General features: G+C 48.7%; 11 protein-coding genes and 1 tRNA gene. 6 read left to right on the top strand and 6 right to left on the bottom strand.

Annotated elements, in window-relative coordinates; all coding sequences use genetic code 11:
• Nucleotides 1-15: 15 nt before the first annotated feature.
• Nucleotides 16-92: transfer RNA gene (locus FJ444_RS15540), tRNA-Pro, on the bottom strand.
• 294 nt (nt 93-386) lie between these two features.
• Here FJ444_RS15540 and folD point away from each other — a divergent pair.
• Nucleotides 387-1,241: a bifunctional methylenetetrahydrofolate dehydrogenase/methenyltetrahydrofolate cyclohydrolase FolD gene (gene folD, locus FJ444_RS15545; RefSeq protein ID WP_140959750.1), complete on the top strand. Its 855-nt coding sequence runs from the start codon at nt 387-389 to the stop codon at nt 1,239-1,241.
• On the top strand, nt 1,238-1,789 hold the full coding sequence (locus FJ444_RS15550) for a DUF1415 domain-containing protein (protein WP_255439231.1): 552 nt from the start codon (nt 1,238-1,240) through the stop codon (nt 1,787-1,789). Before folD ends, FJ444_RS15550 begins: the two co-directional genes overlap by 4 nt.
• Before the next feature lie 66 nt (nt 1,790-1,855).
• On the opposite strand, the gene FJ444_RS15555 is transcribed toward FJ444_RS15550, so the two are convergent.
• From FJ444_RS15555 to FJ444_RS15570, 4 genes are read right to left on the bottom strand one after another with little or no spacing between them, the layout of a single operon-like run.
• Nucleotides 1,856-2,845: a DUF4340 domain-containing protein gene (locus FJ444_RS15555; RefSeq protein ID WP_140959752.1), complete on the bottom strand. Its 990-nt coding sequence runs from the start codon at nt 2,843-2,845 to the stop codon at nt 1,856-1,858.
• Nucleotides 2,842-4,707 (bottom strand): GldG family protein, encoded by a 1,866-nt coding sequence (locus FJ444_RS15560; RefSeq protein ID WP_140959754.1) that lies wholly within the window; start codon nt 4,705-4,707, stop codon nt 2,842-2,844. The genes FJ444_RS15555 and FJ444_RS15560 overlap by 4 nt, the downstream gene beginning before the upstream one ends.
• A 2-nt stretch (nt 4,708-4,709) precedes the next feature.
• Entirely contained in the window at nt 4,710-5,444 is a 735-nt protein-coding gene (locus FJ444_RS15565) for an ABC transporter permease subunit (protein WP_140959756.1), read from the bottom strand.
• Nucleotides 5,437-6,366, bottom strand: coding sequence for an ABC transporter ATP-binding protein (locus FJ444_RS15570; RefSeq protein WP_140959758.1), 930 nt, complete (start codon nt 6,364-6,366; stop codon nt 5,437-5,439). Before FJ444_RS15570 ends, FJ444_RS15565 begins: the two co-directional genes overlap by 8 nt.
• 357 nt (nt 6,367-6,723) lie before the next feature.
• On the opposite strand from FJ444_RS15570, the gene tsaA reads away from it, so the two are divergent.
• The 4 genes from tsaA to FJ444_RS15590 all read left to right on the top strand — a co-directional run bounded on the left by tsaA (nt 6,724) and on the right by FJ444_RS15590 (nt 10,932).
• Nucleotides 6,724-7,437: a tRNA (N6-threonylcarbamoyladenosine(37)-N6)-methyltransferase TrmO gene (gene tsaA / locus FJ444_RS15575; protein WP_140959760.1), complete on the top strand. Its 714-nt coding sequence runs from the start codon at nt 6,724-6,726 to the stop codon at nt 7,435-7,437.
• Between the two features lie 76 nt (nt 7,438-7,513).
• On the top strand, nt 7,514-9,082 hold the full coding sequence (gene proS / locus FJ444_RS15580; RefSeq protein ID WP_140959762.1) for a proline--tRNA ligase: 1,569 nt from the start codon (nt 7,514-7,516) through the stop codon (nt 9,080-9,082).
• A gap of 67 nt (nt 9,083-9,149) precedes the next feature.
• Complete coding sequence (locus FJ444_RS15585; protein WP_140959764.1) at nt 9,150-9,995, top strand: MBL fold metallo-hydrolase; 846 nt, start codon at nt 9,150-9,152, stop codon at nt 9,993-9,995.
• A complete protein-coding gene (locus FJ444_RS15590) occupies nt 9,979-10,932 on the top strand; it encodes a phospholipase A (protein ID WP_255439232.1) in 954 nt (317 codons plus the stop codon). Before FJ444_RS15585 ends, FJ444_RS15590 begins: the two co-directional genes overlap by 17 nt.
• On the opposite strand, the gene FJ444_RS15595 is transcribed toward FJ444_RS15590, so the two are convergent.
• Nucleotides 10,929-11,840, bottom strand: a complete 912-nt coding sequence (locus FJ444_RS15595) for a histone deacetylase (RefSeq protein WP_140959954.1) — start codon at nt 11,838-11,840, stop codon at nt 10,929-10,931. The genes FJ444_RS15590 and FJ444_RS15595 overlap by 4 nt on opposite strands.
• Nucleotides 11,841-11,879 lie beyond the last annotated feature (39 nt).

The following is an 11,879-nucleotide window of genomic DNA, read 5'->3' on the forward strand; positions in this document are numbered from 1 at the left end:
TACGCTAGCATAAAGTGGTCGGTGAGACAGGATTTGAACCTGCGACCCCTTGTACCCAAAACAAGTGCGCTACCAAGCTGCGCCACTCACCGACTGCGTAACAGGAGCAAATTTCCCTCTCGTTACGGGGGGCGCATGTTACCGATTTGCCCCTACCTCGTCAAACACTTTTTTCACGCAAAATGTTCATATGCTCATTAACTCATCAACCGTGTTATTTTTTCGCCAATTTGGGGGGCTGAGGCACATAATTCCCCTCGGCTGTGTAAATAGTGAAATTATGGCTGCGAGCGCACTATAGACGGAATGCTAACTTCCTAAGCCGGGCTATTTGTGTGAAAATATCGCACTCCCGTTTTTTAATTCACTGGAAGCAGCAAGCAACTATGACCGCGCACCTTATAGATGGTAAACAAATTGCCAAACAAGTCCGACAAGACGTCGCCAGTTATGTGAAATCGTTAAACGACGCCGGAAAACGTCAACCTGGCCTGGCAGTGGTACTGGTAGGTGCTGATCCTGCTTCTCAAGTGTATGTCTCTAACAAACGCAAAGCCTGCGAAGAAGTTGGCTTTTTATCCCGCTCTTTCGATTTACCTGCCGACAGCAATCAGGATGAATTAATTGAGCTGGTTGATAAGCTCAACAATGATCCGGAAATTGACGGCATACTGGTTCAATTACCCTTGCCTGCGGGGCTCAACGCCGAAGCCATTTTAGAACGCATACACCCGCACAAAGACGTTGATGGCTTCCATCCATACAATATCGGCCGATTAGCACAACGTATTCCAGCGCTGCGCCCTTGTACGCCCAAAGGCATCATGACCATGATTGAAGCCACCAAGCGCCCGGTGAAAGGACTGGATGCGGTGATTGTTGGCGCTTCAAACATTGTAGGACGCCCGATGTCGCTGGAGCTATTGCTGGCGGGCTGCACGGTAACCACCTGCCACAAATTTACTCAGGACTTAAAATCGCACGTTAGCCGCGCAGACTTGCTGGTCGTGGCCGTAGGCAAACCTGAATTTATTCCAGGCGACTGGATTAAGCCAGGCGCCATTGTGATTGACGTGGGTATTAACCGCACCGCAGAAGGTGGTCTGGTAGGTGATGTGGAGTTTGACAAAGCAAAAGACCGTGCTGGCTACATCACACCGGTGCCCGGTGGCGTGGGTCCTATGACCGTTGCAAGCCTGATTGAAAACACGCTGGAAGCTTACGTTAAGTTTCATTCATGAGCATGATACCAGACACCCCGGCCAGCCTGCATGTGCAGCGCTGGTTGGATACCATGGTAATTGCGCATAACTTTTGTCCATTTGCCCGTTATGTGCGTGAGCACAACCAAATCCGCTATGCAGAATGCACAAGTGCCGACATGGCCGATGCACTCACCGCGCTGCAAGATGAATGCGATCTACTGGACAACGACCCGGCAATTGCGACCACCCTGTTAATTTTGCCTTCCGGTTGGGACCAATTTGACGATTTCCTGTTGCTGATTGACATGGCCCAACAGTGCATTGACCACTGGGACTACAGTGGGATCTACCAACTTGCCACCTTCCACCCTGATTATTTATTCGCAGGCGAAGATCCGCAAAGTGCCAGCCACTACACCAACCGGTCACCGCACCCGGTTTTGCATATCATCAGAGAAAAAGACATTACTGCCGCGTTAGCGCACTATGACGATCCTCATGCGATTCCGGATACCAATATCGCTAATGCACAAGCAATAGGGTGTCCTCATCTGGCCGCACAACTGGCAGCCTGTAAAGCGTAAAACCGCATAGGAAAGGTTAAGGTGTATATTGGCCCGTCCAGCGGGCCAATTTCAGAGTGCACTGACCTAGTTCAATTCAGGCGATTTAATTAAATCTGAACGTTGGCTAAGCAGGCCTCTGGCCTGAAAATCAGTGAGTTTGAATACCCAGTTATCAATGCCATCAGGCGTCCATATAGCGCCATCACCACTCACTGGTTGTATGATTACACGGTAACCGGTCTCGCCCTTTCTGGCGTTGTATAACTTTATCGCAAGCTCATTGGTGTCATTGCGCAAGGTAACAGACTGCACAGCCTTCCCCAGCACTTCTTCCGGCAGCCGCACCCGTACATCGTCATAACTCATGTTCACAATGTCATTTAAGGTTTGCGACAAAATCCCCGGATACGCCAGTTCAGACACTGCCACATCAAACAGTTGCCAATCACCGCTGTCATTACGTGTGAGCGTGTAGGGTTCTTTGCCTTCCACCCGCACTTCAGACAAACTGTTTACAGACAGCGAAATAATTTGCCTGAGCAACCAGTCGGCATTGCCAACCGGTAATTCCAGCGGCTTATCGATCAAATAGCTGCGCTGCTGCGAAGGCTCACGGACATACCTCCCCATGCCACTGCTGGCAAGATTGCCCATCAACACACGCCATTGTTTGCTTTCGGTAGCCAGGGTGATCAGTGTGCTTTGGGCACCAGGTTGCGTGACAGGCTCAACGCCCAGCCGCGAATACTGACTGGCTTTTGCTGTTTTGGCTTCCAGTACCGTGGCCTGGGTTAACTGACTGACAAAACCAGACAACTCATCCAGATTAACCGGAAAAGTTAACAGGCTATCCAGATGGGTAGCTACCCACTGATCCTGGTCGCGGCGCGCACTAAAAACGACGCCTTCGGCCGTTTCAATCGTCACAGCATTTAATAGCGCCGCATTTTCTTCTAATCCGCCCAACAGAACATGAGCAGGCGCATTGTTAGCTGTACTTTTGACGACAGTTAAATAATAAGCCCCTGCTAATGACATCACGACCAGAATAGCTAGCACGATGATTCGCTTCATGCTGATATCTCCTCCCTGACTTTCTTACCTGCCCTGCGCCTAACCAGCCGCGAGAACAACCACAGCAAAGTCACCAGTAACACGGGTGATGCAGCAATGTTCAACAATTTCAGGTAGTTTCCCAGTGTGTCGATATCGCGCTCCAATTGATACCTGACATCCCGCAATTCCCGGCGAATGGCGGCCCGTTGGGCAATAAAATCATCAAGCGCGGCTTGTTGTTCAGTGGTTAACGTAAGTGCGCCTGATTCACTTTGCGCATTTTGTAATTGAGCTAACTGCGCTTCCGTTTGCTGTAATTGAGCCTGTAAGCGTTCTTCCTGTTCACGGAAACGGGCCTGAGCCTTGGCTTCTAACGCTTGCACTACCACAAAAGGACGCGCATAAGTGCCACGTCCGCGAATACTAATTAACGCATTGCTTCCGGCCAGGTTTTCACTGGCGTTAATAATGGCGTCTCCGTTGTTTGCAAACGGCGTGAACAGTGTCTCGCCAAAGAAATTGGTTTGTTGTACCCAAAAACGATCTGCCAGAAGGTCGGCATCAGTAAACACAATCAAATTAAGCTGCGATGTCTGACTGGCATGGGCAGCTTGTACGATGCTGACTTCTTCCGACTTTGGCGCACTCTGAAACGCTGAATTTGCGTTACCGGTAACTCTCGCCGCCAGGGTAAACTGCTGCTTGTTAGTATCGAGCATACGTTGTAGAACCTGCGGTTCACGGGTGAGTGCATAATCACTACTGTTTACCGCCACACTCGCAGGCGAAGAATAGGCTAACGGAGTCAGTCTCAACTGGCTATTTTCAATTAACGACAGCGGCGCAAAAGAAGCACCGTTAATGAGTTCCAGATTCGCTGTAACAATATCTTCGCGGTTTAACTGCCCGGCAGTCAGTCCTACGATACCCGGGTGGCGTGAAACGCCACCTTCGGGCGTGCGAATTTCCAGACCCAGTCTGGCATCCAGCACCACTTTACTGGTATCTACCCGCACTCCCCATTTCTCAAGCAATGGAAATACGGATGAGTTCGCGCCCATGGCGCTCATCATTGCCATTGGATCGGATTCAAAATGACTGTCCATAAACAGTAAAATGCGCCCCTGCTTCATGGCAAACTGGTCGATAGAATACAACAACGACTCCGACAGGTTTTGCGGGTGAATGACTACCAGTACGTCCGTCTCATCAGGCAACTGCATGGCATCACTGCCAATGGTGGTTACCTTGTACAGCTGATTTAGCTGACTGTAGAAGGTCATGGGCGGCGTGTATTGACCCGACATCGGATTTTGTCCACCCAGCAGGTTTACATCGGTCAGCAAGGTAACGGATACCGGTTCTGGATCGCTTAACTGATAGATCAGCTTGCTAATGTCATATTCCAGAAAAGTTTCTTTTTGCGGGTCAAAAAAGCCAATACTGTGTTGATCGTCAACCGCATTGGTACCCGCCAATCCAAAATATATTGCTTCGCCAATTGGCCCTAGTGTCGCGCCGGTTAAACCAAACTGCACCGCTAAATCCTCAGACTCAGAAAACGGCTCAGGATCGATAATTTTCAGGGTTATTTTGCCATTGGCTCGCGACGCATATTCCTCAAGTAAACTTTGCACCCGATTGGCATAGTTGCGCAGGGCCGTCATGCCTTTGGAGGCCGAATCGGAGAAGAAGAAATACAATACGATTGGCTCGTCTAAATCATCAAGTACATCCTGGCTTCCGGGCGACAGCGAATACACTTTATCTTCGGTTAAATCCACACGGTAATGACCTAACAATTCGTTGTTGATCACCACTACGCCAAAAAACAGCACAATCAGCAGAGCCAGTGTAGTAAAGGCAGTTGTTTTTCTCATGGTTAGTCAGCCTTCTTATGTTCAATAACAATCAGACTGGCATACAGCCAAATCACCATAATAATCAGAAAGTAACCGACATCATTCATGGCCAGTACGCCCTTGGCCATGGCTTCGAAATGGGTGAGGAAACTAAAACTGGCCACGGTATCAAGCACCAGATTCCCGGCCCAGGATTCAAAAGCATCAAGCACAATGCCACTGCCAGACACCACAAACAGAAAACACACCACTACGGCCAAAATAAACGCTACCACCTGATTGCGGGTGAAGGCAGACATGCAGGTGCTGATAGCCAAAAAGGCACCCGCCATGAGCCAACTGCCAATATAGGCAGCCAGAATAATGCCGTTATCGGGTTGCCCCAGATAATTCACGCTGAGCCACAAAGGAAACGTCAACATTAACGACAAGGCCAGAATCAGCCATGCAGCCAGAAATTTACCCAGTACGGCTTCACCAATACTCACAGGCAGCGTCATCAGCAATTCGATCGATCCAGACTTGCGTTCTTCTGCCCAGCTGCGCATTGCCATAGCAGGCACTAAGAACAGATACAGCCATGGATGAAAATTAAAGAATGGGATAAGGTCGGCCTGACCGCGCTCATACACGTTACCGATGAAGAACGTAAACACGCCAGACAGCATTAAAAAGATGGCAATAAACACGTAAGCAACCGGCGTAGCAAAGAAGCTGCTGAATTCCCGGCGCGCAATAAACCACACATTAGCCATGTGATACCTCCCGGGTAGTGATATCCCGAAAGACTTCGTCCAGCCGCCCTTGTTCTAACGTAAGCGTTTCTACCGGCAGGCGTCGCTGGGTAACGTACTCATTGATCACATGAAAAATATGCTTTCCCGGCTCAGGAAATAGCGTGACCAGACCTGTTTTGCGGTCGATTTCCATTTCTTCAACGCCATCCAATTCGGCAAGACCAGATATATCTGCCGCGTAACTCATTTTCAGACTCACTGCGTTACAGAATCGCGACTGATGCCGCAGCGCATTGGGCGTATCGTCAAAACGCAACTGCCCGTTAGCAATGATCATTACCCGGTTACAAACCGCAGTAACTTCTTCCAGAATATGGGTTGAGATCACCACAATTTTCTCTTTCGATAAGTCTTCAATTAACTGGCGGACATGGTGCTTCTGATTGGGATCGAGACCATCGGTAGGTTCATCGAGGATAAGGATATCCGGGTCGTGTAAGATAGCCTGCGCCAGCCCTACCCTGCGTTTAAACCCTTTTGACAGGTTGTCGATTGGCCGGTTAAGCACGTCAGCTAATTCAACCCTGGCGATCACGTCATACAATCTTTGCTTGCGCGTTTCGCCTCGTAAACCACGCACATCCGCAATAAAATGCAGAAATTGCCAAACGGTCATATCACCATAAGCAGGCGCGCCTTCAGGTAAATACCCGATATTGCGTTGAATCGCCTTGGCATGAGTGGCATAGCGCCGTTCCTGAATAGTGATATCGCCTGACGTGGGCGGCAAAAAGCCTGTCAGCATTTTCATGGTAGTGGATTTCCCAGCCCCGTTAGGCCCCAAAAAACCCACAATATTGCCGGGGGCAATATCGAAAGACAAATTATCAACCGCTTTAAAATGGTTGTAGTGTTTGGATAAGTTTTTTACTGAGATCATAGTCATCCTATTTACGATCTGCGACGCTTATTCTTTTCGTTTTTCACAACAGCAAAACAGGAGTCACAACGGAAATCGTTCGCGACAATACACGGATGCAATTGTGCGGTTGATATATAGTGACACACGTGCAAATTTCAATCATGTGTTATGTGATGAATTCACTAAATTCTGCTGTATGGGTTAGTTGATTTCTAACGCTTGAGGAAAAAAGTGTCGCCAGCCAGCAAGGCCAGCGACAAAATGCTATGTCCAGGGAGGACGTTAGTTGGGCTATCCCGAAAGAGCTAGCCAGAGTAAGATACACGACAAATATGTGTGTAATGTGTCAGAACCACTACAAAAGTGTTGCAAACTATGACAAAGCCAAAAGCGTATTCAATTGACCCCATTGGCGTCATTGAATCGCCATTTAAGCAAAAATTTGCTATTCCGAGACAACCGGCGCTAGCCAAAGCCCGCGGGAAAGTGAAATTAATCGCCCCCTTCGATGATGTTAATACTCTGCGGGAAATTGAGACTTACAGTCACGTATGGTTGCTGTTTTTGTTTCACGAAAATTTGCACAAAGGCTGGTCACCCACGGTAAGAGCCCCCAGACTCGGCGGCAACGCCCGCACAGGCGTGTTTGCCACTCGCAGTACCTTTCGTCCGAATGGTATTGGTATGTCAGCAGTGGAAAATTTAGGCGTTGAACAAACGACTTCGGGAATTTATTTGCATGTAGGCAATATCGATTTACTGCACGAGACCCCGATTATCGACATTAAACCGTATATTCCCTATAGCGATAATGTGCAGCATGCCACTGCCACCCTGCTGGAGGATAAACCTGTCCCTGCGTTAGCGGTGAATTTTACCGACAACGCCCATCGTCAACTGGCACAACAGCCACACTCTGATTTGCAATTGTTGATTGAAAACTGCCTGTCTCAGGACCCCCGCCCGGCCTACAAACAGTCGATTGCGGATGATCCCAAAACCTATCAGGTACAGCTGTACAATTGCGATATTCACTGGCAGGTTTACCAGGGCGCCGTATGGGTAAATGCAATTGTCTTATTATCCTAGACTTCAGGCTTTGTAAGCGCCGTTAACGCTGCTAGAATACGCGGGTTTAATAATCAGAAATAGGTAAACACTACCAATGCGTACCAGCCAGTATTTGTTATCCACGCAAAAAGAAACCCCTGCTGATGCAGAAGTCATTAGCCACCAGCTTATGCTGCGCGCGGGCATGATCCGCAAGCTTGCTGCCGGTATGTACACCTGGCTGCCAACCGGCCTGCGTGTATTGAATAAAGTTGCCAATATCGTTCGCGAAGAAATGAACAAATCCGGTGCCATTGAAGTGCTGATGCCTGTGGTGCAGCCTGCTGATCTGTGGGAAGAATCAGGCCGCTGGGAAGAATACGGTCCAGAACTGCTGCGCATTAAAGACCGCCACCAGCGCGATTTCGTGCTTGGTCCTACGCATGAAGAAGTGATTACTGCGCTGGTTCGCAACGAAATCAGCAGTTACAAACAGTTGCCAATTAACCTGTACCAAATTCAAACCAAATTCCGCGACGAAGTACGCCCTCGCTTTGGCATTATGCGTGGCCGTGAATTTACCATGAAAGATTCGTACAGTTTCCACATGGGTCAGGCATGTCTGCAAAATACTTATGACGTGATGTACAAAACCTATTGTAATATTTTTGAGCGTATGGGCCTGGATTACCGCGCGGTTATTGCCGATTCAGGTTCTATTGGTGGCAGTGTGTCTCACGAATTCCACGTACTGGCAGACTCAGGTGAAGATGCCATCGCCTTCTCTACAGAATCCGATTACGCGGCCAACGTTGAAATGGCTAAAACGCTACCGGTTGACGCTGCATCTGAACAGGCTCTGCAATATGTGCTGGTTCAGGGTGAAGCAGAAGATGATGCAGAAAAATGGGTATTGTTAGTGCTGTCAGCACAGCATACTTTGAATGACATCAAAGCTGAAAAACAAACGTCGGTTGCCAGCCCGTTAGTGATCGCCAGCGATGAAAAAGCCCAGGCCATACTAGGCGTTGCATTGAGTGATGTTGACGTTGCAGCGGTTAACGTACCTGTCATTGCCGACTACGTAGCAGCAGCGGTACTTGGCTCGGCCTTTAGCGGTGAAGCAGCTGATTTGCGCAACATCGAAGCCGGCGACCCGTCTCCGGATGGCAAAGGCAACATCGAAATCAAACGCGGTATCGAAGTAGGCCACATTTTCCAATTAGGCGACAAGTACTCCAAGGCAATGAACTGCGGTGTATTAAGCGAGTCTGGCAAGCATGAAATTTTAACCATGGGCTGCTACGGCATTGGAGTGTCCCGCATTGTTGCTGCGGCAATTGAACAAAATCACGATCAAAACGGTATCATCTGGCCAGATCCGATTGCACCGTTCAAAGTAGCGCTGATCCCAATGAACATGCATAAATCGCAGCGCATCAAAGATGCAGCAGAAGCTATTTATGCGCAATTAGTTGAGCTGGGCGTTGAAGTGTTGTTTGACGACCGTAAAGAACGTCCAGGCGTAATGTTTAACGACATGGAGCTAGTGGGCATTCCTCATAGCATCGTTGTTGGTGAACGCAACCTGGACAATCAGGAAGTGGAGTACAAAAACCGTCGCACGGGTGACAAAACGCTACTAAACTTAGCAGACGTTGCCAAATTTATTGCAACGCTTTAATAATAAGAAAAAGGCCAACGCCTCAATTGCACCTCCGCATTGAGGCGAATATGCGTAAGGAGCGAACATGCAACTCACCTTCTATGGTGTGCGAGGGTCAATACCCACACCCGGCGAAGATTATGTGCGATATGGTGGTAACACCGCCTGTGTGCATGTTGTGTCCAGTGACGGTACCGATATCATATTAGATTCCGGTACCGGTATTCGCTTGCTCGGCCAACAGTTAATCAAAAAAACGACGCCTATTCACATTCTGCTGACGCACAATCATTGGGACCATATTCAGGGGTTTCCGTTTTTTACGCCTATTTATCAGTCGGGCAGAGAAATTAATATCACCCCAGGGCTTACCACCCTACCGGAACACGATGCCATTCTAAAACAAATGCAAGGCTCAGTTTTTCCGGTGCCTTTCAGTGTTTTACAGTCAAAAATTTCAATCACGCCTGTGCCCGAGTCAACCAATCACTGGCAGATTGGCAGTGCTTCCATTGCGCGGCTCCCCATGAATCACCCCGGTAAAGGCAGTGCTTACAGCATTTGCGACAAGGGTATCAAGATTGCCTACATTACCGACAACGAGCTGTACCCGCCGTATAAGAAAGAAACCGATTTTCTAACCTTTGTAGATTTTGCCCGGGATGCCGACTTAATAATTCACGACGCACAATACATGACATCAGACATGCCAGCGAAAAGCGGCTGGGGCCACTCCGTTGCCGAAGAAGCGGTAAAACTGGCCATGGCATGTAATGCAAAGCGCCTGGCGCTGTACAGTCATGATCCATGCAGAACGGATAACGACATTGACGACATAGTGGCGCATTGCAACGAGTTTATCAGCGCGGCTGAATCGCCCTTAAACATGTTTGCCGCCTACGAAGGACTTTCCATTGATTTTAGCGAATAGGCCGTACGCTCTTTGCCTGAATATGCGCAAATACGTTGCGCTTTTTTGTGCGTTGGCTTCGGTTAGCGCCTTGGCGCAGGACATTAATGAAACTCAACAACCAGAACTTGAACCCGGTGTGGAGGTACGCCCGAGTATACTTACCAAACGCTTTGAGTCAGATCGCACGGCACTGGCAAATGCCTTTTCTATTACGCAGTTTCAACGCAACTATATTTTGCCTTATAGCCATGTTACCAATCCCAATGCGCTAGGCAATGAAGCGTTAACCAGCGACAACGTAGACAACAACGAAGCTAAATTTCAGCTGAGTATTAAATTACCGCTCTACACGCCGGAAAATACGGTAGAAGGCCTGTATTTTGGATTTACGCTTACATCGTTCTGGCAGCTCTATAACAGCGAAGTATCCAAACCTTTCCGTGAAACCAACTACGAGCCTGAAGTATTTTACCAATGGAATACCGATATTCGTATTCTGGGGTTTGAGTTCAATGCCTTACAGCTTGGCTTTAATCATATGTCGAACGGCCAGAGCGGCATTCGTTCACGCAGTTGGAACCGGGTAATACTGACGTCACTATTCAGTGACGATGATGATGTTTACTACTTTAAAACCTGGTATCGCGTGCCTGAAGATGAGAAAACAGACGACAATGACACCAGTGGCGATGACAACCCTGATATCAATCATTACTTCGGCCGCGTAGAGATTGGTTACGGTACACGCTGGGAAGACTGGGGTATCTTGCTGCGCTTTCGCAACAACCTGGAATGGTCGAAAAACCGGGGAAGTGCAGGCATTACATTCAGCTATCCGGTATCTCCCCGCTATGAAGTGGTGCTTGATTACTTCAACGGTTACGGCGATTCACTGATTGATTACAACCGAAAACAAGAACGAATTGGTATTGGTTTCCAACTAGCACTCTTCTAATCAGTGTCTAACACACCCGCCGCCCGGAATAATTGTAAATGCACCGCCACCAGCGCAGCGATATCGCGCTGGTAACCACCGCCAATCACACAAGCAACAGGCAGCGTGCGTTGTCTGCAGGCGCTCAATACCATTTTGTCGCGCAATAGCACGCCTTGTGTGGTGATGTTTAAGTGTCCCAAATCGTCATGTTCATGGATGTCCACACCGGCGTCGTATATCACGGCATCCGGCGTGTAAGTTCTGAGCGCCAGCGACAATGCTTCGTCAACCACATTCAGATAATCGCTATCACCGATACCTTTAGGTAACGGAAAATCCATATCTGACTGTTGTTTACGATGCGGGAAGTTCTTCTCGCCATGTACCGACAGGGTAATAATCTGCTCGTCCTGCTGAGCCAACAAAGCAGTACCATCCCCCTGATGCACATCTAAATCGATAATGAGTATTCGGTCAATACCGGGCTCTTCCAGCATGGTCTGTGCTGCGAGGTACAGGTCATTGAATAGGCAAAAGCCAGAACCATAGTCGGCACCTGCATGGTGGTAACCACCAGTAAGATTAAGTGCAACACCGTGTTTGAGCGCTTGTTTAGCGGTTAGCATTGTTCCTCCCACTGCGGTGAGACTGCGTATTATGAGTTGTTCAGACCACGGAAAACCGATTCGCCGCATGGCCTGGTAGTCCAACTGCCCGCTTATTAGCGCATCTACATAAGCGTGATCATAAAACCGCTTAAGGTATTCAACTGAGATAGGCTCGGGCGTAACAAAGCGATCTGGTTGCACGCCACGCGCTATCAGGGCATCGTAAATGCCCTGATACTTTTCGATGGGAAACCGGTGTTTTACCGGTAAGGATAGCTGGCTATAAATGGGGTGAAAAGTCAGGTTGTCTAACAGCATACTGCCCTTAACCGATTTGCGTTTAGGCCAATTGTACGC

This window comes from Aestuariibacter sp. GS-14, from assembly GCF_006494365.1.
Lineage (GTDB): Bacteria > Pseudomonadota > Gammaproteobacteria > Enterobacterales > Alteromonadaceae > Alteromonas > Alteromonas mangrovi.

Bases quoted from the DNA above. Each gene is read 5' to 3' on its own strand.
- folD (WP_140959750.1), top strand. From the start codon at position 387: ATGACCGCGCACCTTATAGATGGTAAACAAATTGCCAAACAAGTCCGA.
- FJ444_RS15550 (WP_255439231.1), top strand. From the start codon at position 1,238: ATGAGCATGATACCAGACACCCCGGCCAGCCTGCATGTGCAGCGCTGG.
- FJ444_RS15555 (WP_140959752.1), bottom strand. From the start codon at position 2,845: ATGAAGCGAATCATCGTGCTAGCTATTCTGGTCGTGATGTCATTAGCA.
- FJ444_RS15560 (WP_140959754.1), bottom strand. From the start codon at position 4,707: ATGAGAAAAACAACTGCCTTTACTACACTGGCTCTGCTGATTGTGCTG.
- FJ444_RS15565 (WP_140959756.1), bottom strand. From the start codon at position 5,444: ATGGCTAATGTGTGGTTTATTGCGCGCCGGGAATTCAGCAGCTTCTTT.
- FJ444_RS15570 (WP_140959758.1), bottom strand. From the start codon at position 6,366: ATGATCTCAGTAAAAAACTTATCCAAACACTACAACCATTTTAAAGCG.
- tsaA (WP_140959760.1), top strand. From the start codon at position 6,724: ATGACAAAGCCAAAAGCGTATTCAATTGACCCCATTGGCGTCATTGAA.
- proS (WP_140959762.1), top strand. From the start codon at position 7,514: ATGCGTACCAGCCAGTATTTGTTATCCACGCAAAAAGAAACCCCTGCT.
- FJ444_RS15585 (WP_140959764.1), top strand. From the start codon at position 9,150: ATGCAACTCACCTTCTATGGTGTGCGAGGGTCAATACCCACACCCGGC.
- FJ444_RS15595 (WP_140959954.1), bottom strand. From the start codon at position 11,840: ATGCTGTTAGACAACCTGACTTTTCACCCCATTTATAGCCAGCTATCC.